Origin of the sequence: Pseudomonas sp. ATCC 43928, assembly GCF_005938665.2 — a bacterium.
Classification (GTDB): Bacteria; Pseudomonadota; Gammaproteobacteria; order Pseudomonadales; family Pseudomonadaceae; genus Aquipseudomonas.
In genome coordinates, this window is the sequence record NZ_CP041753.1 from 6,027,324 (window position 1) to 6,047,727 (window position 20,404).

General features: G+C 60.5%; 17 protein-coding genes. 5 read left to right on the forward strand and 12 right to left on the reverse strand.

What is annotated here, in order from left to right:
• Positions 1–49: 49 nt before the first annotated feature.
• From FFH90_RS27860 to FFH90_RS27900, 9 genes are all read right to left on the reverse strand, one after another.
• Entirely contained in the window at positions 50–868 is an 819-nt protein-coding gene (locus FFH90_RS27860; RefSeq protein WP_028940282.1) for a phosphoglycolate phosphatase, read from the reverse strand.
• Entirely contained in the window at positions 865–1,539 is a 675-nt protein-coding gene (gene rpe, locus FFH90_RS27865) for a ribulose-phosphate 3-epimerase (protein WP_007941649.1), read from the reverse strand. Before rpe ends, FFH90_RS27860 begins: the two co-directional genes overlap by 4 nt.
• Before the next feature lie 91 nt (positions 1,540–1,630).
• Positions 1,631–2,779 carry an iron-containing alcohol dehydrogenase gene (locus FFH90_RS27870; protein WP_019580746.1) on the reverse strand — a complete coding sequence of 383 codons (1,149 nt, stop codon included), beginning with the start codon at positions 2,777–2,779 and terminating at the stop codon, positions 1,631–1,633.
• A gap of 139 nt (positions 2,780–2,918) precedes the next feature.
• On the reverse strand, positions 2,919–3,743 hold the full coding sequence (locus FFH90_RS27875) for an ABC transporter permease (protein ID WP_018928864.1): 825 nt from the start codon (positions 3,741–3,743) through the stop codon (positions 2,919–2,921).
• Between the two features lie 12 nt (positions 3,744–3,755).
• Positions 3,756–5,003: an ABC transporter permease gene (locus FFH90_RS27880; protein ID WP_018928863.1), complete on the reverse strand. Its 1,248-nt coding sequence runs from the start codon at positions 5,001–5,003 to the stop codon at positions 3,756–3,758.
• A gap of 120 nt (positions 5,004–5,123) precedes the next feature.
• A complete protein-coding gene (locus FFH90_RS27885; RefSeq protein ID WP_018928862.1) occupies positions 5,124–6,167 on the reverse strand; it encodes an ABC transporter substrate-binding protein in 1,044 nt (347 codons plus the stop codon).
• A gap of 55 nt (positions 6,168–6,222) precedes the next feature.
• Positions 6,223–7,347, reverse strand: coding sequence for an ABC transporter ATP-binding protein (locus FFH90_RS27890; protein WP_018928861.1), 1,125 nt, complete (start codon positions 7,345–7,347; stop codon positions 6,223–6,225).
• Between the two features lie 339 nt (positions 7,348–7,686).
• Positions 7,687–8,328: a response regulator transcription factor gene (locus FFH90_RS27895; protein WP_172901164.1), complete on the reverse strand. Its 642-nt coding sequence runs from the start codon at positions 8,326–8,328 to the stop codon at positions 7,687–7,689.
• A 72-nt stretch (positions 8,329–8,400) separates the two neighbouring features.
• Positions 8,401–10,797 carry a PAS domain S-box protein gene (locus FFH90_RS27900; RefSeq protein WP_138866391.1) on the reverse strand — a complete coding sequence of 799 codons (2,397 nt, stop codon included), beginning with the start codon at positions 10,795–10,797 and terminating at the stop codon, positions 8,401–8,403.
• A gap of 74 nt (positions 10,798–10,871) precedes the next feature.
• On the opposite strand from FFH90_RS27900, the gene FFH90_RS27905 reads away from it, so the two are divergent.
• Entirely contained in the window at positions 10,872–11,864 is a 993-nt protein-coding gene (locus FFH90_RS27905; protein ID WP_138866392.1) for an alpha/beta hydrolase family protein, read from the forward strand.
• 43 nt (positions 11,865–11,907) lie between these two features.
• Here the strand turns inward: FFH90_RS27905 and FFH90_RS27910 are convergent, their stop codons facing one another.
• The 3 genes from FFH90_RS27910 to FFH90_RS27920 are packed head-to-tail and all read right to left on the reverse strand — an operon-like array spanning position 11,908 to position 14,361.
• Entirely contained in the window at positions 11,908–12,672 is a 765-nt protein-coding gene (locus FFH90_RS27910; RefSeq protein WP_064620755.1) for a TerB family tellurite resistance protein, read from the reverse strand.
• A 1-nt stretch (position 12,673) separates the two neighbouring features.
• Positions 12,674–13,345: an N-acetylmuramate alpha-1-phosphate uridylyltransferase MurU gene (murU, locus tag FFH90_RS27915; RefSeq protein ID WP_138866393.1), complete on the reverse strand. Its 672-nt coding sequence runs from the start codon at positions 13,343–13,345 to the stop codon at positions 12,674–12,676.
• Positions 13,342–14,361: an aminoglycoside phosphotransferase family protein gene (locus FFH90_RS27920; RefSeq protein WP_138866394.1), complete on the reverse strand. Its 1,020-nt coding sequence runs from the start codon at positions 14,359–14,361 to the stop codon at positions 13,342–13,344. The genes murU and FFH90_RS27920 overlap by 4 nt, the downstream gene beginning before the upstream one ends.
• A gap of 130 nt (positions 14,362–14,491) precedes the next feature.
• Here FFH90_RS27920 and FFH90_RS27925 point away from each other — a divergent pair, with 130 nt between their 5' ends.
• Genes FFH90_RS27925 through rsmA form a run of 4 tightly spaced genes read left to right on the forward strand, consistent with a single transcriptional unit; the run spans position 14,492 to position 20,391 of the window.
• Positions 14,492–17,293 carry an LPS-assembly protein LptD gene (locus tag FFH90_RS27925; RefSeq protein WP_138866395.1) on the forward strand — a complete coding sequence of 934 codons (2,802 nt, stop codon included), beginning with the start codon at positions 14,492–14,494 and terminating at the stop codon, positions 17,291–17,293.
• A complete protein-coding gene (surA, locus tag FFH90_RS27930) occupies positions 17,274–18,590 on the forward strand; it encodes a peptidylprolyl isomerase SurA (RefSeq protein ID WP_138866396.1) in 1,317 nt (438 codons plus the stop codon). The genes FFH90_RS27925 and surA overlap by 20 nt, the downstream gene beginning before the upstream one ends.
• Positions 18,587–19,576 (forward strand): 4-hydroxythreonine-4-phosphate dehydrogenase PdxA, encoded by a 990-nt coding sequence (gene pdxA / locus FFH90_RS27935; protein ID WP_019580736.1) that lies wholly within the window; start codon positions 18,587–18,589, stop codon positions 19,574–19,576. Before surA ends, pdxA begins: the two co-directional genes overlap by 4 nt.
• On the forward strand, positions 19,573–20,391 hold the full coding sequence (gene rsmA, locus FFH90_RS27940) for a 16S rRNA (adenine(1518)-N(6)/adenine(1519)-N(6))-dimethyltransferase RsmA (RefSeq protein WP_018928851.1): 819 nt from the start codon (positions 19,573–19,575) through the stop codon (positions 20,389–20,391). Before pdxA ends, rsmA begins: the two co-directional genes overlap by 4 nt.
• The last annotated feature ends 13 nt before the right edge of the window (positions 20,392–20,404 follow it).

The following is a 20,404-nucleotide window of genomic DNA, read 5'->3' on the forward strand; positions in this document are numbered from 1 at the left end:
GTCTAACGGTCAGGTATGCAAACGCGCCGGTACGCCGGCCAGGAACAAGTCAGGCGCGCCAACGCCAGCGGGCCAGGGCCTTGATGACTTTCATCCAGAGTTTGCGAGTGACCACCACGATGGCGTTTCCAGCAGGGGGTTGAACAGCGTCGGGCAACGTTATCTCAGCGGCCGGATCCAGGCAACCGGGAATTAGTTTGCGCAGATCATCGATCACCAGCGCCGGCGACTCTTCGGCAATCGGCCGGCCATGGTTATAGCCGTAACTGAGCCCCACGCATTTGACCCCCGCCGCTTTCGCCGCCAGCACATCGCTGCGCGAGTCGCCGACGAACAATGATTGCGACGCCGGAATGTTGGCCATTTTCATCACAAAAAACAGCGCAGCCGGATCAGGTTTCTGTTGTGGCAGGGTGTCGCCACCGATGATCCATTTGAAGTAACGGCCGATCTTCATCTGATCCAGCAACGGCGCGACGAAGCGCTCCGGCTTGTTGGTGATCAGCGCCATCGCCACGCCCTGCTTGTGCAGCCATTTCAGGGTGTCGCGCACACCGGGATAGACCACGGTCAGCTCATGCCCCTCACCGTAGGCCTCCATGAAAATCTGCAGTGCACCCTCGGCTTCGCCATCATCGACCGACGAATGATCGATGCCGCCGGCCAGTGCACGGCGCACCAGCACCGGCGCGCCGTTGCCGACCCACTCACGCACCGGTTCGATGCCGACCGGGTCACGCCCGAGTTTGAGCAGCATGTTATCCACAGCCGCTGCGAGGTCAGGGACCGAATCGACCAGCGTGCCATCCAGATCGAACATCACCAGCCGCGGCAGACGCCCCGGGAACAGCTGCTCAAAACCGCTCATGGGCGAGCCAGCGCCAGTTCGGAGCGCATTTTTTCAATCACTTCCTGGTAGTTCGGCGCATTGAAGATCGCCGAGCCGGCCACGAAAGTGTCGGCGCCAGCAGCGGCGATTTCGCGAATGTTGTTCACGTTCACCCCGCCGTCGATTTCCAGGCGAATGTCACGCCCGGAAGCATCGATCAGCGCCCGTGCCTCACGCAGCTTGTCGAGGGTGGCTGGAATGAACTTCTGCCCGCCGAAGCCCGGGTTGACGCTCATCAGCAAGATCATGTCGACCTTGTCCATCACGTACTTGAGCACGTCCAGCGGGGTCGCCGGGTTGAACACCAGGCCCGCCTTGCAGCCGCCTTCGCGGATCAGTTGCAGGGAACGGTCGACATGCAGCGTGGCTTCCGGGTGGAAGGTGATGTAGGTCGCACCGGCTTCGATGAAGTCACCGACGATGCGGTCCACCGGGCTGACCATCAGGTGCGCGTCGATCGGCGCGGTCACGCCGTACTTGCGCAGCGCGGAGCAGACCATCGGGCCGATGGTCAGGTTCGGCACGTAGTGGTTGTCCATGACATCGAAGTGCACGAAGTCGGCGCCGGCGGCCAGGACGTTGTCCACTTCCTCGCCCAGGCGGGCGAAGTCGGCGGAGAGAATCGACGGAGCAATAACGAAGGGCTGCATGACGCACCTTTTCTGAGCAGAATCACGATGGCGCGCATTGTATACCTCATGCTTTGACGCGCGCACCGTGCTGCGATGATTGGGGCAAGTCCTAATAGGCCGCTCGGTAGATCTTCTCGATATCGGTGGCGCTCAACTTGCGCGGATTGTTGCGCATCAGGCGTTCGGTGCCAGCGGCTTCCACGGCCATGGCCGGGATCGCCTCCTCGGGCACCCCGAAACTGCGCAGACCTCGCGGGATCTCCACGGCGGCGCACAGCTCGGTCATCGCCTCCACGGCTTTATCCGCCGCCTCACTGGCGCTCAGATGAGCGGTCTTCACCCCCATGGCCTCGGCAATATCCTGCATGCGTTCCACGCAGGCCATCTTGTTCCAGGTCATGACATACGGCAGCAGCAAGGCATTGCTGACACCATGGGCAATGTTGAAACGCCCACCCAGCGGATACGCCAACGCATGCACCGCACCGACCCCGGCATTGCCGAACGCCATGCCGGCCATCAGGCTGGCGGTGGCCATGTCTTCGCGGGCTTGCAGGTGGGCGGGATTGGCGTAAGCCTTGGGCAGCGCCTTGGTAATCAGTTTGATCGCGCCAATGGCCAAGGCATCGGTGATGGGCGAGGCGTTGAGCGACAGGTAGGACTCGATGGCGTGCACCAGCGCATCGACGCCACTGGCGGCGGTGACACTGCGCGGGCAGGTCAGGGTCATTTGCGGGCTGACCAGCGCCACGTCCGGCAACAGGTAATCGCTGATGATGCCCATCTTCAGCTGCGCGACCTTGTCGGAGAGGATGGCCACGTTGGTCACTTCCGAACCGGTGCCAGCGGTGGTCGGGATGGCGATCAGCGGCGGGCCTTTGCGCGGCACCTGATCGATGCCGAACAAATCCTCCAGCGCGCCGTGATAACCGGCATAGGCGGCAACACTCTTGGCGATGTCGATGGCGCTGCCGCCGCCGAGGCCGATCAGCCCGTCATGCCCACCCTCACGGTAAACCCGCATGCAATCTTCGACGATGGCGATTTCCGGGTCCGGCAACACCCGGTCGAAAATCTCATAACTGCGCTCGCCCAGCTGCGCCAGCGCCAGCTCCACCGTGCCGGACTTGACCAGCGCGGCATCGGTGACGATCAGCGGGTTGTCGATGTCCAGACGTGTGAGCTCGGCCGCCAGTTGCTCGATGGCACCTGCGCCGGTGATCAGTTTGTGAGCGATTTTGAAAGAGGAAAGACTCATGTGCGCAGCCTCTTATAGATAGGGGAGCTGGGCACAATAGTAGCTGGGGATTGGGGTTTGTCTGCTATTAAGTTGGTGAATGATCGAGGTGCTTCTGTCGATCGTTCCCACGCTCGCGCGGGAACGATCACAGTTGGCGTCAGGCTTGGGCGGTGCGCAGTTTTTCGCTGCGCCCACGCAGCCATTCCAGGGTCAGCAACAGGATCACCGAGAATGCGATCAGCAGCGTCGCGGCAGCGGCGATTGTCGGGCTGAGGTTTTCGCGGATGCCGCTGAACATCTGCCGAGGCAAGGTCGCTTGTTCGGGACCGGCGAGGAACAGCGTCACCACCACTTCATCGAACGAGGTAGCGAAGGCAAACAGCGCACCGGAAATCACCCCCGGCGCAATCAACGGCAAGGTCACCCGGCGGAACGTCGTCAGCGGCGAAGCTCCCAGGCTGGCCGCGGCCCGCACCAGGTTCTGGTTGAACCCCTGCAAGGTCGCCGATACCGTGATGATCACGAACGGCACGCCCAGCACGGCGTGCACCACGATCAACGAGGTATAGCTGTTGCCGAACCCCAGTGGCGCGAAGGTCAGGTAACTGGCCACACCAATGATCACCACCGGCACCACCATCGGCGAAATCACCAGCGCCATCACCAGCGCCTTGCCCGGGAAGTCGCCACGGGTCAGGCCGATCGCCGCCAGCGTACCGAAGATCATCGCCAGCACGGTCGCTGCCGGAGCCACGATCATGCTGTTCTTCAACGAACGCATCCATTCCGCCGAGGCAAAGAAGTCCTGATACCAGTGCAGCGAGAAGCCTTGCAGCGGGTAGACCAGAAAACTCCCTGAGTTGAACGACAGCGGAATGATCACCAGCACCGGCAAGATCAGGAACAACAAAATCAAGCCGCAGAGAATCCGCAAGCTGTAGAACCACACCCGTTCGATGGGCGACATATAAGGACTCAGCATTTCACTCTCCCCTTAGCTCAGGCGCAGGCGACTGGCGCCCACCAGCCAGCTGTAAATCAGATAAAGCACCACGGTCGCCAGCAGCAACAGTCCACCGAGCGCGGTCGCCATGCCCCAGTTGATGCTGGTGTTGGTGTAGAAGGCGACGAAGTAACTGACCATCTGATCGTTCGGGCTGCCCAGCAACGCCGGGGTGATGTAGTAGCCGATGGCGAGGATGAACACCAACAGGCAACCGGCGCCAACACCGGCATAGGTCTGCGGGAAGTACACCCGCCAGAAACTGGCGAACGGGTGGCAGCCCAGGGAAATCGCCGCACGCATGTAAGTCGGCGAGATACCTTTCATCACGCTGTAGATCGGCAGAATCATGAACGGCAGCAGGATGTGCACCATCGAGATGTAGACCCCGGTGCGGTTGAACACCAGCTCCAGCGGCTTATCGATGACGCCCATGGCCATCAGGCCGCTGTTGATCAAGCCGCCCGATTGCAGCAACACGATCCACGCCGCGACCCGAACCAGAATCGAGGTCCAGAACGGCAACAGCACCAGAATCATCAGCAGGTTGCTTTGGCGCGAGGGCAGGTTCGCCAGCAGGTAGGCCAGCGGATAAGCAAGCACCAGGCAGATCATGGTGATGATCAGGCCCATCCAGAACGTACGGGCAAAGATGTCGAGGTAGATCGCCTGATCGGGAGTGGCCCGGGCCAGTTCGCCGAGGTCGTCGATACGGTGATCGACGGCGGCCAGCAGGTAATAAGGCGTCACGCCACTGGTGTTGCGACGCACCACCTGCCAATAGGCCGGATCGCCCCAGCGTTCGTCGAGTCCTTCCAGCGCTTCTTTATAAGAAGCAGGCTCCGTGGCGAACGGCAAGGCGCGCGCGGTTTTGGTCAGCAGGCTGCGGTAGCCGGCCAACTCCATGTTCAAGCGCTTGGACAAATCACCCAAGGTCTGATTCTTGCGGGCTTCGGCGAGGTCTTCGCTGGCGGCCTTGTACACAGGCTCTGCCGGCAGGCCTCGGCCATCCCAACTGGCGATGGCAGCCACAGTGCGCGGCATCACGCCGACCACTTCCGGGTTACCGACGCTTTTGTAGAGCAGCGCCACGATCGGCACCAGAAACACCAGTAACAGAAACAGCACCAACGGCGCGATCAAGGCTTGTGCTTTCCAGCGGTTGATTCGCTCGGCGTGCTTTAGCCGCTGCTTCAAGGTGGGGTCGGTGCCCGCGTTCACGGGAACGGCGATAGCCATGGCGTACTCCGGAAATCTTTGATCGTTACAGAGGGTGGCACTCCATAACTGGGAGGCCACCTCTGTTCTTGTTAGCTACACATCAGCCCCTGTAGGAGAGGCAAGCCCACAGTGTTGTGGTTACTTGGCAGCCCAGGAATTGAAGCGCTGCTCCAGTTGCTCGCCGTTGTCAGCCCAGAAGCTGACGTCGATCTGCACCTGGTTGGCGATGTTTTCCGGGGTGGTCGGCATGTCTTTCAGGACATCCTTGGACAGCAATGGCACTGCCTGGGTGTTGGCCGGGCCGTAGGCGATGTTTTCCGAGTAGGTCTTCTGCTGTTGCGGCTGTACCGAGAAGGCGATGAATTTCTTCGCAGCTTCAGCACGGGTCTTGTCCAGACCTTTTGGAATCGCCCACGCGTCGAAGTCGTAGATGCCGCCGTTCCACACCACTTTCAGGTTGCTTTCTTTTTGTACCGCGGCGATCCGGCCGTTGTAGGCCGAGCTCATGACCACGTCACCGGAGGCGAGGTATTGCGGCGGTTGTGCGCCGGCTTCCCACCACTGGATGCTTGGCTTGAGTTCATCGAGTTTCTTGAACGCGCGGTCCTGGCCATCTTTGCCGGCCAGCACTTTGTAGACGTCTTTCGGCGCAACGCCGTCAGCCATCAGTGCGAATTCCAGGGTGTACTTGGCGCCTTTGCGCAGGCCGCGCTTGCCCGGGAATTTCTTGGTGTCCCAGAAATCAGCCCAACTGGTCGGAGCGGTTTTCAGCTTGTCGGCGTTGTAGGCCAGCACGGTCGACCACACGAAGAAGCCCACGCCGCAAGGCTGGATAGCGCCTTTGACGTAGTCTTCAGACTTGCCGAACAGCTTCGGATCAAGCTGCTCGAACATGTCTTCGTCGCAACCACGGGACAGTTCCGGCGATTCAACTTCCACCAGGTCCCAGGACACGCTCTTGGTGTCGACCATGGCTTTGACCTTGGCCATTTCGCCGTTGTATTCGCCAGCGACGATTTTGCCGTGGCCCGCCGCTTCCCATGGTGCGTAGAAGGCTTTGACCTGCGCCGCCTTGTTCGCCCCGCCAAAGGACACCACGGTCAGGTCCGGGCCAGCCGCCATCGCGTGCGCCGCGCCGATCATGCCGACGACCAGGGCGGTGAATTTCAGGGATCTCAACATTTATTGTTCTCTCCACGTGCAGGGTTGGTGTTGGTGTTGGTGAAGCAGGGGGCGATCAATGCGCCTCTAGAAGTGGGTCGAGCGCGCGAACGTGTTCGACCTGCCAGCCAAGCGGTACCACGTCGCCGACAGCCAGCGCAGGATCGAGCTCGGCAATCGGTTGTTTCACGAAGAAGTCGGTCTTGCCGCAGACTTCCAGGCGAACCCGGACGTGGTCGCCCAGATAGATGAATTCCGCCACCCTTCCCGAGAAGCGGTTGACACAGGACTCGCTCGAGCCATTGAGGCTCACGCGCTCCGGACGAATCGACAGCGTGACGGGTTCGCCGGTCTTGCCGACGTTGACCGCCAGTGCTTCAACCTTTTCACCGCGACCAAGCTCGACCACGCAGCGATCACCGGTGTGGCTATGCAAGCGGCCGTTGAGGCGGTTGTTCTCGCCGATGAAGTTGGCGACGAAAGTATTTTTCGGCTCTTCGTAGAGCGTGCGCGGTGGCGCGATCTGCTGGATCTCGCCCTGGTGGAATACGGCGACGCGGTCGGACATGGTCAGGGCTTCGCCCTGGTCGTGGGTCACGTAGACCACGGTCACGCCGAGGCGCTGGTGCAGGTGTTTGATTTCCATCTGCATGTGTTCACGCAGTTGTTTGTCCAGTGCGCCGAGGGGTTCGTCCATCAGCACCAGTTGCGGTTCGAACACCAGGGCACGGGCCAGGGCCACACGCTGCTGCTGACCGCCGGACAGTTGCGCCGGATAGCGCTGGGCGAAAGTATCGAGCTGAACCATGCTCAGCACACGCTTGACCCGGTCACTGACGTCGCTCTTGTTCAAGCCGCGCACGGTCAGCGGGAACGCCAGGTTCTCGGACACGGTCATGTGCGGAAACAACGCGTAGTTCTGGAACACCATGCCGATGTCGCGCTTGTGCGGTGGCACGTTGTTGATGGAACGCCCGGCCAGTTGAATCTCCCCGGCGGTCGGCGTTTCGAAGCCGGCGAGCATCATCAGACTGGTGGTTTTGCCGGAACCGGACGGCCCGAGCAAGGTCAGGAATTCGCCTTTGCGAATTTCCAGGTTGAGGTCTTTGACGATCAGGTTCTCGCCGTCGTAGCTCTTTTGCACTCCACGAAAGCTGACCAGAATATCGCTGGCCCCTGCACTTGAATCAACCTGGCTCATACCCACACCTTTGTTATTGATGACTGCTGTGGACTAAGCCTAGTGGACGCTGGGAGCCGCGCAAATCGGGGCGCAGGAGAGAATCGCCTCAGCCGGATGGAAGGTTGGGGGTAGGGATTGCCCTACAAGGATGGCGGGGATGGATATGTCGATTCTTGATGGCGACAGACGGTGAGCTGCAAGCCACAGGAACCGGTAAAAGCGGCTTTGCATGCATGTCGTAAATGGACATGCCTCTTCTTTCTGTAGGAGCGAGGCTTGCCCGCGAAGGCGATCTCACTGGCGCCAAAAGCTTCGCGGGCAAGCCTCGCTCCTACAAAATCCACAGTGAACCCTGGATCACAGGAGTTTGTGTTCCATCGCGTACTTCACCAGTTCGGCCAGGGAGGTGATGTTGAGTTTCTGCATCAGCCGCGCCTTGTGGGTACTGATGGTTTTGCTGCTCAAGGCAAGTTGCTGGGCGATGTCGTTGACGTTCGCGCCCTGGGCCAGGCGTTCGAATACCGAGAATTCACGCTCCGACAGCAACGAGTGCAACGGCCGCGCATCGGTCAGGCCAACCTCGAAAACCATGCGGTCGGCCAGGTCCGGATCGATGTAGCGCCCGCCCGCCGCGACCTTGCGAATCGCCGTCAGCAACAATGCCGGATCGCTGTCCTTGGTCGCGTAACCCGCAGCGCCGACCTTCAACGCCCGAGCGGCCATCTGCGCTTCGTCGTGCATCGACAACACCAGAATCGCCGGCGGATTGCTCATGGCGCGAATCCGCGGGATCGCCTCCAGGCCGTTGACCCCGGGCATGGAGATGTCCAGCAACACCACTTCGCAGGGAACATGGCGCAAGGTATCGAGCAACTGCTCGCCATTGCTCGCCTCCCCGACCACCAGCAAGTCCTTGGCCAGGCCGATCAATTGCTTGATGCCTTCGCGAACGATGGTGTGGTCTTCGGCTACCAATACACGGATCACGTTCTTCTCCATTCTTCTTATGTCAGAACCAAGATCTATCGCGGGCTTGCCTGCAAAGGCGCCAGCTCAAACAACACAAAACCATCAGGCTTCATCCAGCGGCACTCGCACCGTCAGGGTCGTGCCCTCCCCCGGCTCACTCTCAAGCGACAATTGCCCGCCCATGATCAACACCCGCTCACGCATGCCGACCACACCGAAGGATGTCGGCCTGCCAGGCGCAGCGACAAATCCTACGCCATCATCGCTGACAGTCAGACAAAGTTCATCGCCCTCAAGGGCCAGCGTCAGTTCAACAGTATGCGCCTGGGCGTGGCGCATGACATTGGTCAGCGCTTCCTGAAGGATGCGGAACAGGCCGATGGCCTTGGCATCGCTGAGCACCGGCAAATTATCCGGCACTTGTACCAGACACGGAATATGCGTGCGCGCCTCGAACCGTCGGGCCTGCCACTCGATGGCCGAGGCGATCCCGGCATCGAGAATCGGTGGCCGCAGCGCCGTGGCCACATCACGCACCAGTTGAAACAGCTGCGCGATCAAACGCTTCATGCTGTTCAAGCGCTCGTGCAGGCCCGGATCGAGCTGCGCGTACGCCAACTCGCACATGGACGTTTCCAGCTTCAACACCGTCAACATCTGCCCCAGCTCGTCGTGAACTTCCCGGGCAATCCGCGCCTTCTCCTCTTCCCTCACGCTTTCCAGGTGGGCAGACAACTCGCGCAACTGCTCACGGGAGCTGGCCGGCTCCAGCTCGATGCGCTTGCTCTCGGTGATGTCCCAGACGATCCCGTCCCAGACATAGGCGCCGTCTTCCAGTCGGCGGGTAATGGCCTTGATCTCAGCCCAGCGTTGTTCGCCCTGACGGGTCAGAATCCGTCCCTGCCACGACCAGTCGCTGTCGGTGTCCAGTGCATGGTCCTGGGTCTGGTGATAACTGGCCTTGTCATCCGGATGCACCAGGCTGCGCAGGCCTTTGTCACGATGGGCCAGGGTGGCGGGCGAGTAGCCCACCAGGCTCTCGCTGCCTTCACTGATGTAGGCAAAGTCGATCTGCCCGGTCACTGGCGCGCGCTCCAGACGAAAGACCAGCCCGGGGACGTTGGCGGCGATCCCCTGCAGCCGTGCTTCACTTTCCTGCAAGGCGGCCAGGGCGCGACGACGCTCGGTGACATCATTGAGGTAAACCACCAGGTATTCGCCCTCGCGAAAACGCAGGAAGCTCAACGAGACATCCGCCGGCAGAATACTGCCATCGGCCCGCACACAATTGGTTTCGAAACTTAGCGGCCCTTCCTCACTGGCCCGGGCGCGTTTCCACAGGCTCAGCCAGCGGTCCATGTGCAAACCGGGCTCGAAATCGATCAAGGGTCGATCAATGATCCCGCCCGCCGGATAGCCGAGCATACTTTCGGCGGCACGGTTGGCGTAGCGCACATGGCTGTCCCAGTTGACCCAAAGGATGCCGACGGTGCTTTGATCGATGGAAAACTGCGTGAGACGCAAGGCTTCTTCGCTGGCCTCGCGCAGGGCAATGTCTTCGCGCGCCGCCAGCAAACGTTGCTCCAGACTGTGTTGCTGACGACGCTGCCAGAACACAATGGCCATGCTGCTCAGCAATAACACCAGCAACAGCAGGCAGAGGTTTTTCCAGAAAACCGGTGAATCGGACAGCCGCGGGTACTTGGGTTGCAGCCATTGATCGTGCAGTCGCTCGAGGTCTTTGGCCGGAATCGCGCGCAGCGCGTTTTCGACGATGCCGGCCAACTCCGGCCAGTCCCGACGCGTGGCCACTCGCAACAGTTGCGGGAAACCGATGTCGCCCACCACGGCCAGCCCGGCAAACTCGGGTTCGGCTGACAGACGCCCGAATTGCGCTTCATCGACCACCGCGTAACCGGCCTGCTGACTCAACAACAGTTGCAGCGCCTGGCGCTCCAGTGGCACGCCCTGCAGGTTCAAATGCGGATAGGTACTACGCAAGAAATCGGCGGTGACGCTGGGCATGCGCACGGCGACGCGGGTCTGACTGTCGAGTTTTTCCAGCTCCACCACACCGGTGCTCTTCTGGTCGCTGACCACCAGTTGCGGCACCCGCATGTACGGATCGGAAAATTGCCAGAGTCGTAAACCGGCGGGGGTTTGGGTCAGCCCCGGCGCGATATCGATATCGCCTTCGCGCGCGGCGGTTTCCAGTTGCGCAAGATCAGGATAATTACGCCAGCTCAGCTCGACCTTGAGCGACTTGGCCAGCCACTTCATCAACTCGATGTTGACCCCGGACAGGCGCTGCAAGCGGCGATCGTATTGGGCATAGGGCACTTGCAATACAACCCCGACCCGCAACTCTTCATGCTGCGCCAGCCATTGCTGTTGCGCCGAAGACAATGACACGACATGCGCCGGTGGCGCGGGAGCAGCCCAGCCCATCAAGGGAAACCACAAACAGCCGATAACCCACAGGCAGCGAAAATGCATCATCGAAGTCTCACACACTGACAAATACTGACCAACCCATTAGGCTGCCGGAATTAACTTCTGGCCTGGAATATCCGATGCCCCCTGTCTACCGCCTGGCACTGCCAGCATTGTGCCTGTCGCTGATCCTGCCGTGCGCCTTTTCCGTCGAGGCGGCCGACCCGGCACCTGCCACTGCGGAAAAGCCCGCCGAAGAAAAACCGGTCGAACGCCAGCCGCTGCTTGAGCGTAGCCAGGAAGAATCGACGGCACTTGAGCGACAAATTCCTGCGCAGGAACAGCAGCAACTGCAAGCCGGTACCGACAGTTTTCTCGCCCTGTGGAAGCCGGCCAATACCGCCGACCCCAAAGGCGCGGTGATTATCATCCCGGGTGCCGGCGAAACCGTTGACTGGCCGCAAGCGATCAGCCCGTTGCGCCGCCAATTGCCGGACGCCGAGTGGAGCAGCCTGAGTATCACCTTGCCGGACCTGCAAAGCGAAGCCATTGCGCCACGTATCGTCGAAGTGGCACCAGCGCCCAAAGCGCCTGATACCGGCAGCAAAGACTCGACCACCGCGGCGCCCATCGAACAGGCCGCCGGCGGCGAAGCGGAGGTGGCCGACAAGGCTATCGCCGAAACCACCGAAGAACACGCCAAAGCCGACGCCGAGCGAATTTTCGCCCGCATCGACGCGGCCATCGCTTATGCCGAACAGCAAAGCGCTCGCAAAGTCGTCGTGCTGGGGCATGGCACCGGCGCTTACTGGGCCGCGCGCTATCTGAGCGAGAAGCAGCCATCGCAAGTCGAGAAGTTCGTGATGGTCGCCGCCCAGACGCCTGTTACGGCGAAGCCTGAGCTTGCCGAGTTGACGCCGACGATCAAGCTGCCGACTGCCGACATCTTCTATATGGACAAACCACTGGATCGCAACGCGGCACTGGAACGCTTGCAGGCCAATAAACGCTTGAAGACATCGGCGTTCAGCCAGGTCTCGCTCAAGGCACTGCCGGGCAATGCCAAGGCTGAGCAAGAGCAGTTGGTTCGCCGGGTGCGGGGATGGTTGAATCCGCAGCCTGCGGCGGACTGATGGATCGCGTCGCCCCATTCGCGGGCGACACAACTCTGCCCTGCTATCGAAAGTCCCGCCGTTCACGAATCAACGTGTAGGCGTTGTGCAATTCACGAGTCTTGTCCGTCGCCTCACGAACCTGCAACGCCGTCGCACCGCTGCCGGCAATCTTGTCCGGATGATGGCGACTGAGCAGGCGTCGATAGGCGCGTTTGATCTGTGCTGGCTCGCTGGTCGCCGACACGCCCAATAGCCGCAAGGCGTCCTGATACGTAATCGCGCTGCTGACCAATGGTCGCTTCGGCTCGTAGTCACTCGCCAGTGCCTGTACCTGTTGCGGCGTCCAGCCCAACCATTTGCCCCACTGGGCAATCAGTTCGCGCTCGCTGCTACCGGCGCGGCCATCGGCCCAGACCATCCGCCAACAGGCACGCAACACGCCTTCCGCGGCATGGGGCTGAGCACTCAAGCGTCGCAGATAGCCACGCAACCGATCACGCCCCGACTTGCCGCGGTTGAACGCCGCTATCGCCCGACGTTGCGCCGACTCGGTCATCTCCAGCGCACGCATTTCCTGTCGCGCCTGCTGAATGTGGCCATCCACTACCCGCCCATCACTCTTGGCCAATCGGCCCAGCAACACGAACAGCAGTTCATCGTTGCGCAGCACCGAGCGGCCACCGAATTTTTCCCATAAATGCGCCCAGCTCTGCAGGTGCAAGCGCCGATCCAGCGCCTGTCCCAATAAAGCACCGAGCATGGCCCCCGGAATGCTGGCTATGGCAAAGCCCGCTCCGGCTCCAATCAGAGTCCCTGGCCACAACATGTCAGCGTCTCGCTTCTATCAAGGTTTCTACTTCAGCCAGGCGCTCGTGAGTGCCGACATCCACCCAATGTCCATTCAGGCGCTCGCCCGTCACTTGTCCATCGGCCATGGCTTTGCGCAACAATGGCGCAAGCTTGAAGGCCCCGGCCGAGCAACCGTCAAACAGCTGCGGGTGCAGCACGGCGATGCCGCTGTAGGTCAGGGTTGAGGTACCCGGCTGACCGTCCTGCACATGGCCATCGACCAGGGTGAAATCCCCGTTCGGGTGATGCGCCGGGTTGTCCGCCAGGATCAAATGGGCGAGCCCGACGATGGGCTGGTGCAACACGCTGAAGTCGTAGTCGGTCCAGATGTCGCCATTGACCACCACAAAAGCCTCATCCCCCAACAAAGGCAACGCGCGGAAAATACCGCCACCGGTTTCCAGCGGTTCACCTTCCGGCGAATATTGAATGCTCACGCCATATTTCGAGCCATCGCCCAGATAATCTTCGATCTGCTGACCGAGCCAGGCATGGTTGATCACGATCTCGGTAAACCCCGCAGCCGCCAGCGCGTGCAGGTGATACTCGATCAAGGGCGCTCCGCCGGCACGAACCAGTGGTTTTGGCGTGGTCAGGGTCAGCGGACGCATGCGCTCGCCTTTACCCGCCGCCAGAATCATTGCCTTCATGCCTTCACTCCAGCACGCAGACTGGCCAGCAACACATCCAGCTCAGCCAGTTCAGGACGACGGGCAATGACCGCGTCTATATAAGCAAAGAAACGCGGCACATCGCCGAGATAGCGTGGCTTGCCGTCGCGATGGCAAATGCGGGCGAAGATGCCGATGACTTTCAAGTGACGCTGCACGCCCATCAGGTCGCTGGCGCGCAGAAAGTCTTCAAAGTCCGGCTGAACCGGGATGTCGAGCGCACCGGCTTGCTGCCAGTAATCTTCCAGCCAGCCGCGCACGCGTTCTTCAGGCCAGCTGAGGAAGGCGTCCTTGAACAGGCAGGTCACGTCATAGGTCACCGGCCCGTAGACTGCGTCCTGGAAATCCAGCACGCCAGGATTCGGCTCGCTGATCATCAGGTTGCGCGGCATGTAGTCGCGATGCACCAGGACTTTAGGCTGAGCCAGAGCGCTGTCGATCAGCAGGTCGCTGACCTGCTGCCAGAGCACCTGCTGCGCAGCATCGAACTCGATACCCAGTTCGCGCTTCACGTACCACTCGGGGAACAGTTCGAGCTCGCGACGCAGCAGCGCGACGTCATAACTCGGCAGCGGCGCCACCATCGGCAATTGCTGGAAAGCCACCAACGCTTGCAGGGCATCCTTGAACAAATCGTCGGCATTTTCGCTGTCGATCACGTCCAGATAAGTCTTGTTGCCCAAGTCATTGAGCAAAAGGAAACCGCGCTCGAGGTCCTCGGCATAAATTTTCGGCACGTTTATGCCGGATTTCGCCAGCAGAAAAGCGATATCCACAAAGGGTTTGCAGTTTTCCTGGGGCGGTGGCGCGTCCATCACGACGAAACTTCTGCCTGCGCCTTCCCAGCGGAAATAGCGCCGAAAACTCGCGTCGCTACTGGCCGCGGTCAACGTGGCCGGGGGCACGGTGCCCCAACCTTGTTCTGCAAAGAGGATAGCCAACTGTTCATCGAGCCAAACTTTCAGGTGTTGCAAGCGTACATCTTGGTCAGGCATTGCAAGGGTCTCCGACGGCGCTAGCCGTCAAGCGGGTCATGCTTTATTATCCAGCATCTTTTTCAGACCATCGAGAGGCGTGCGGCCCACACCGCGGGCAGATGGCACGCAGGAAGCCCGGACTAATAAGATGGCATTGAAATCCCCCGCGTTTCGTAAAAAATTTCCGTTGTTGGTTACCGGCAGTCTGCTGGCCCTGCAACCCCTGGCCACGTCGTTCGTGGTCGCCGCGGAACAGTATGACTGCTCAGTATCTGCTTCGGGTGCCTGGGACTGTGCGCCAAAGGCACCGGCCGCTGCATTGCCGCCGCGCCCCGTGCATGAAGGCAGCGCAGTTTCCGCTACTGGAGAAACCCCGGCAGGCACCGCCTCCAGCGAAGACACCGGTGCCAAGCCTGTGCTGGTTACCGAGTCCAAGGGCCGCGGCCTGAAGTCGCGTAGTGAAGACTACAGCCACCTCGACTGGGTTCCGCGCGAGAAGCTCACCGCAGCGCAATTGGCCGAAACCGGTCCTTACTGCTCTGGTTCCTATATCGAACCGATTCGTCCTGGCATGAACGACAAGACGAATAAAAGTGACGCTCCAACCTTTATCGGCGCCAAGGCCTCCCGCTATAAGCAGGAAGAGCAGGTCGCGACCCTGGCCGGTGACGTGGTCATGCGTCAGGGCAGCATGCAGGTCGAAGCCGACGAAGCGAACCTGTACCAGGCCGAGAGCCGTGGCGAACTGGCCGGCAACGTGCGCATTCGCGACAATGGCGCGCTGATCGTCGGCGATCACGCCGACGTACAGCTCGACACCGGTGAAGCCAAGGTCGACAACGCCGAGTACGTGATGCACAAGTCGCGTATCCGCGGTAACGCGCTATATGCCAAACGTGCCGAGAACGCGATCATCCGCCTCAAGGATGGTACGTACACCACGTGCGAACCGAACAGCAACGCCTGGCAGCTCAAGGGCAACAACATCACCTTGAACCCGGCCACCGGTTTCGGTACCGCGACCAACGTGACGTTGCGGGTCAAGGACATTCCGGTTCTGTACACGCCGTACATCTATTTCCCGATCGATGACCGTCGCCAGTCCGGCTTCCTGCCGCCGACCATCGGTACCGGCAGCGATACCGGCTTCCTGCTGGTCACTCCGTACTACTTCAACCTGGCGCCAAACTACGACGCCACGTTGTACCCGCGCTACATGGACAAGCACGGTTTGTTGATGGAAGGCGAATTCCGCTACCTGACCAAGTCCAGCGAAGGTCAGTTCGGCGCCGCCTACCTCAACGACGAAGATACCGAACGCAGCAAGCAGACCGACTACGAAAAAAACCGCTACATGTACAACTGGCAGCACAAGGGTGGCCTCGACTCGCGCGTCTTTACGCAGGTTGACTACACCAAGATCAGCGATCCGTATTACTTCCAGGATCTGCAGACTGACCAGATTGGCGTGAAAAGCGCTGACTACGTGAACCAGCAGGGCTCTGTCACCTATCGTGGCGACAGCTACACCGCTCGCTTGAACGCCCAGGCCTATCAGCTGGCGACCGTTTCGAACATCACGCCGTATGACCGTTTGCCGCAGATCACCTTTAATGGTCAGCTGCCGTATCATCCGGAAGGTTTGGACTTCGATTACGAGACAGAGATCGTTCGATTTGACCGGGATCTGAAGACTGGAACATTCGTCCAGCAGGACGGGATTACCACTGAGTCACGTCTGGATAACAACATCTTTGGTCTGGCACGCGCCAACGGCGACCGTTTGAATCTCAAACCAGGTGTCAGCCTGCCGCTGTACTGGACCTATGGTTTCTTCAAGCCATCGCTCAAGTACCAGTACACACAGTATCAACTGGATCTGGACGGCCGGGGCAAAAGCGAAATCGCTTCGCAAAGCGCGGAGCAGGACAGGCTCAACGGCACATTCAGCAGCAACCAGAACCGTGGGGTACCGATCGCCAGCATCGACAGCGGTCTTTACTTTGACCGCAACACTTCCTGGTTCGGAAAAAACTACCGTCAGACCCTGGAACCGCGTCTGTTCTACCTCTATGTACCTGAGGAAGACCAGAAGGATATTCCAGTGTTCGACACCAGCGAATACACCTTCAATTACGCGTCGCTCTTCCGTGACAACCGTTTCTCCGGCTCCGACCGTGTCGGCGACGAGAACAAACTGTCCCTGGGCGTGACCAGCCGCTGGATCGAAGACAATGGTTTCGAACGTCAACGCATCAGCGTCGGCCAGGCCTTGTACTTCAAGGACCGTAAAGTCCAACTGCCAGGCATTGCTTTCGATGATCGTGACGATGCCAAGGCCAACGTTTCGCCATATGCACTGGAATACGAATACCGCTGGAACCGCGACTGGCGTACCACGGCCGACTACAACTGGGACCCGGACAGCCGCAGCCCTCGCTCGGGCAGCGCGATGTTCCACTACCAGCCTGAAGACAACCCGAACAAGGTCATCAACGCCGGCTATCGCTATCGCAATGACCAGGTCCGTTATGACCAGAACACCGGTAAATGGTCGGTGGGCGGTGGCGATTACGGCACCCCGGGCCAACCTGGCTACGTGAAGGACTACTACAAGATCAAACAGCACGACTTCTCGGTGATCTGGCCGATCGTGCCGCAATGGAACGCCATCAGCCGCTGGCAGTATGACTACAACCGCAACCGTACCCTGGAAGCCTTTGGTGGTTTCGAGTACGACAACTGCTGCTGGAAACTACGCCTGATCAACCGTTACTGGGTTTCCTATGACGAATTCAGTCAGGAAGCTCCACAAAACGAAAAAGGCGACCACGGCGTCTTCCTCCAAATTGTTCTGAAGGGACTCGGCGGCCTCACCGGCGCCAAAGTAGAGAGTTTCCTCGACAAAGGCATCCAAGGTTATCGTGAACGTGAAGACCAAGCTTTCTGATTGTCTGCGCCCGCTGATGCTGGGCGCGCTGTTCCTGGGTACCGCGGCCAACGCCGCGGTACAGTCCATCGATAAAGTGGTGGCCATCGTCGACAATGACGTGGTCATGCAGAGCCAACTGGACCGGCGCGTTCACGAAGTTCAGCAAACCATCGCCAAACGCGGTGCTGCCGTACCGCCTACCGGCGTACTGGATCAGCAGGTGCTCGAGCGTCTGATCGTCGAAAACCTGCAATTGCAGATCGGCGAGCGTTCCGGCATCCGCATTACCGATGAAGAGCTGAACCAGGCTGTCGGCACCATTGCCCAGCGCAACAACATGTCGATCGAACAATTCCGCGCCGCTTTGGCTCGCGACGGCCTGTCTTATGACGATGCCCGTGACCAGATCCGCCGCGAAATGATCATCAGCCGTGTGCGTCAGCGCCGTGTGGCGGAGCGCATCCAGGTGTCCGAGCAGGAAGTGAAGAACTTCCTGGCATCCGATCTGGGCAAAATGCAGCTGTCCGAAGAGTTCCGCCTGGCCAACATCCTGATTCCTACGCCGGAAAGCGCCAACTCCGACGCGATTCAGAATGCCGCCAAGCAAGCCGACGCGGTTTACCAGCAACTCAAGCAAGGCGCTGACTTCGGTCAGTTGGCAATCGCCAAGTCCGCCAGCGAAACCGCGCTGGAAGGCGGCGACATGGGCTGGCGTAAAGCCGCTCAACTGCCACCTCCGTTCGATCGTTTGCTCGGCACCATGGCCGTTGGCGACGTGACCCAACCAATGCGCACACCGGGCGGCTTCATTATCCTGAAGATCCTCGACAAGCGTGGCGGCGAATCCCAGGTGCGTGACGAAGTCCACGTGCGGCACATCCTGGTCAAACCGAGTCCGATTCGCGACGAAGAAAAAACCAAGGCCCTGGCTCAGTCGCTCTATACCCGTATCGCAGCGGGCGAAGATTTCGGCGAGCTGGCGAAAAGCTTCTCGGAGGATCCGGGTTCCGCCCTCAACGGTGGCGACCTGAACTGGATCGACCCGAACGCGCTGGTGCCTGAATTCCGCGAAGTGATGGCCAAGACCCCGCAAGGTCAGCTGTCAAAGCCGTTCAAGACCCAATATGGCTGGCACGTACTGGAAGTTCTTGGCCGCCGCGCCACCGACAGCACCGCCCAGGCCCGTGAGCAGCAAGCGATGACCGTACTGCGTAACCGCAAATACGACGAAGAGCTGCAAACCTGGCTGCGTCAGATCCGTGACGAAGCGTACGTAGAAATCAAACTCCCTGGTGCAGACCAGGCAGCGCAGTGAAACCCAAGCGTTTCGCGCTGACCCCCGGCGAACCAGCCGGCATAGGTCCCGACCTGTGCCTGCTGCTCGCCTCGCAAGCCCAGCCACACCCCCTGATTGCCATTACCAGCCGCGACCTGCTCCTTGAGCGGGCCGCGCAGCTGGGCGTGGTTGTCGATCTGCTGCCGGTAACGCCGGACAGCTGGCCGGATGCTCCTGCACCCGCCAACAGCCTGTATGTGTGGGATACGCCCCTCAACGCCAAGGTCACCGCCGGGCAACTGGACAAGGCCAATGCGGCTTTCGTTCTGGAAACCCTGACCCGTGCTGGCCAGGGCTGTCTGGATGGGCATTTCGCCGGCATGATCACCGCGCCGGTGCACAAGGGCGTGATCAACGAATCCGGGATCGCCTTTTCCGGGCACACGGAGTTTCTCGCTGACCTGACCCACACCGCGCAAGTAGTGATGATGCTCGCCACCCGCGGTTTGCGCGTGGCGCTGGTCACCACTCACCTGCCTCTTCGCGAGATTGCCGACGCGATCACGCCGGAGCGGCTGGAGCGGGTCACGCGGATCCTGCACACCGACCTGAAAGAAAAATTCGGCATCGCCCAGCCACGCATCCTGGTTTGCGGGCTCAACCCGCACGCCGGTGAAGGCGGTCATCTGGGCCATGAAGAAATCGACATCATCGAACCTACATTAGAGCGCCTGCGCGGCGAGGGCATGGACCTTCGCGGCCCCCTGCCCGCCGACACTCTGTTTACCCCCAAATATCTGGAGCACTGCGACGCGGTGCTGGCGATGTACCACGACCAGGGCTTGCCTGTGCTGAAATACAAAGGCTTCGGCGCGGCAGTCAACGTGACCCTCGGCTTGCCGATCATCCGCACATCGGTCGACCACGGCACCGCCCTGGACCTGGCCGGCAGCGGCAACATCGACACCGGCAGCCTGCAAGTCGCCCTGGAAACCGCCTACCAGATGGCCGAGACCCGTTTATGACCGAGCATTACCAACACCGGGCGCGCAAGCGCTTCGGCCAGAACTTCCTGCACGATGCCGGCGTTATCGATCGCATCCTGCGCTCCATTCACGCCAAACCTGAAGACCGCCTGCTGGAAATCGGTCCGGGCCAGGGTGCATTGACCGCCGGCCTGCTCAACAGCGGCGCTCAACTGGACGTCGTAGAGCTGGACAAGGACCTGATCCCGATTCTCAATCAGCAGTTCGCCGGCAAGAGCAACTTCAACCTGCATCAGGGTGACGCGCTGAAGTTCGACTTCAACAGCCTGAACGCTGCGCCAAACAGCCTGCGAGTGGTCGGTAACCTGCCGTACAACATCTCGACGCCGCTGATCTTTCATCTGCTGAACAACGCCAACCTGATTCGCGACATGCACTTCATGCTGCAAAAGGAAGTGGTCGAACGTCTGGCGGCGGGTCCGGGTGGCGGTGACTGGGGTCGCCTGTCGATCATGGTTCAGTACCATTGCCGGGTCGAGCATCTGTTCAACGTCGGCCCGGGCGCGTTCAATCCTCCGCCGAAAGTCGACTCCGCGATCGTGCGCCTGGTGCCCCACGCGGTACTGCCGCACCCGGCCAAGGATCATCGCCTGCTGGAGCGCGTTGTGCGTGAAGCCTTCAACCAGCGCCGCAAGACCCTGCGCAACACACTGAAACTTTTGCTGAGCAATGCCGAAATCGAAGCTGCCGGCGTCGATGGCAGCTTGCGCCCCGAGCAACTCGACCTGGCCGCCTTCGTACGCCTGGCCGACAAGCTCAGTGAACAAGCCCTACAAAAGCCTGCCACTGACTGACAGGCGATGAGCG

Bases quoted from the DNA above. Each gene is read 5' to 3' on its own strand.
- FFH90_RS27900 (WP_138866391.1), bottom strand. From the start codon at position 10,797: ATGATGCATTTTCGCTGCCTGTGGGTTATCGGCTGTTTGTGGTTTCCC.
- FFH90_RS27880 (WP_018928863.1), bottom strand. From the start codon at position 5,003: ATGGCTATCGCCGTTCCCGTGAACGCGGGCACCGACCCCACCTTGAAG.
- rpe (WP_007941649.1), bottom strand. From the start codon at position 1,539: ATGCAGCCCTTCGTTATTGCTCCGTCGATTCTCTCCGCCGACTTCGCC.
- FFH90_RS27905 (WP_138866392.1), top strand. From the start codon at position 10,872: ATGCCCCCTGTCTACCGCCTGGCACTGCCAGCATTGTGCCTGTCGCTG.
- FFH90_RS27860 (WP_028940282.1), bottom strand. From the start codon at position 868: ATGAGCGGTTTTGAGCAGCTGTTCCCGGGGCGTCTGCCGCGGCTGGTG.
- rsmA (WP_018928851.1), top strand. From the start codon at position 19,573: ATGACCGAGCATTACCAACACCGGGCGCGCAAGCGCTTCGGCCAGAAC.
- FFH90_RS27920 (WP_138866394.1), bottom strand. From the start codon at position 14,361: ATGCCTGACCAAGATGTACGCTTGCAACACCTGAAAGTTTGGCTCGAT.
- FFH90_RS27890 (WP_018928861.1), bottom strand. From the start codon at position 7,347: ATGAGCCAGGTTGATTCAAGTGCAGGGGCCAGCGATATTCTGGTCAGC.
- FFH90_RS27910 (WP_064620755.1), bottom strand. From the start codon at position 12,672: ATGTTGTGGCCAGGGACTCTGATTGGAGCCGGAGCGGGCTTTGCCATA.
- FFH90_RS27885 (WP_018928862.1), bottom strand. From the start codon at position 6,167: ATGTTGAGATCCCTGAAATTCACCGCCCTGGTCGTCGGCATGATCGGC.
- FFH90_RS27895 (WP_172901164.1), bottom strand. From the start codon at position 8,328: ATGGAGAAGAACGTGATCCGTGTATTGGTAGCCGAAGACCACACCATC.
- FFH90_RS27870 (WP_019580746.1), bottom strand. From the start codon at position 2,779: ATGAGTCTTTCCTCTTTCAAAATCGCTCACAAACTGATCACCGGCGCA.
- FFH90_RS27875 (WP_018928864.1), bottom strand. From the start codon at position 3,743: ATGCTGAGTCCTTATATGTCGCCCATCGAACGGGTGTGGTTCTACAGC.
- murU (WP_138866393.1), bottom strand. From the start codon at position 13,345: ATGAAGGCAATGATTCTGGCGGCGGGTAAAGGCGAGCGCATGCGTCCG.
- FFH90_RS27925 (WP_138866395.1), top strand. From the start codon at position 14,492: ATGGCATTGAAATCCCCCGCGTTTCGTAAAAAATTTCCGTTGTTGGTT.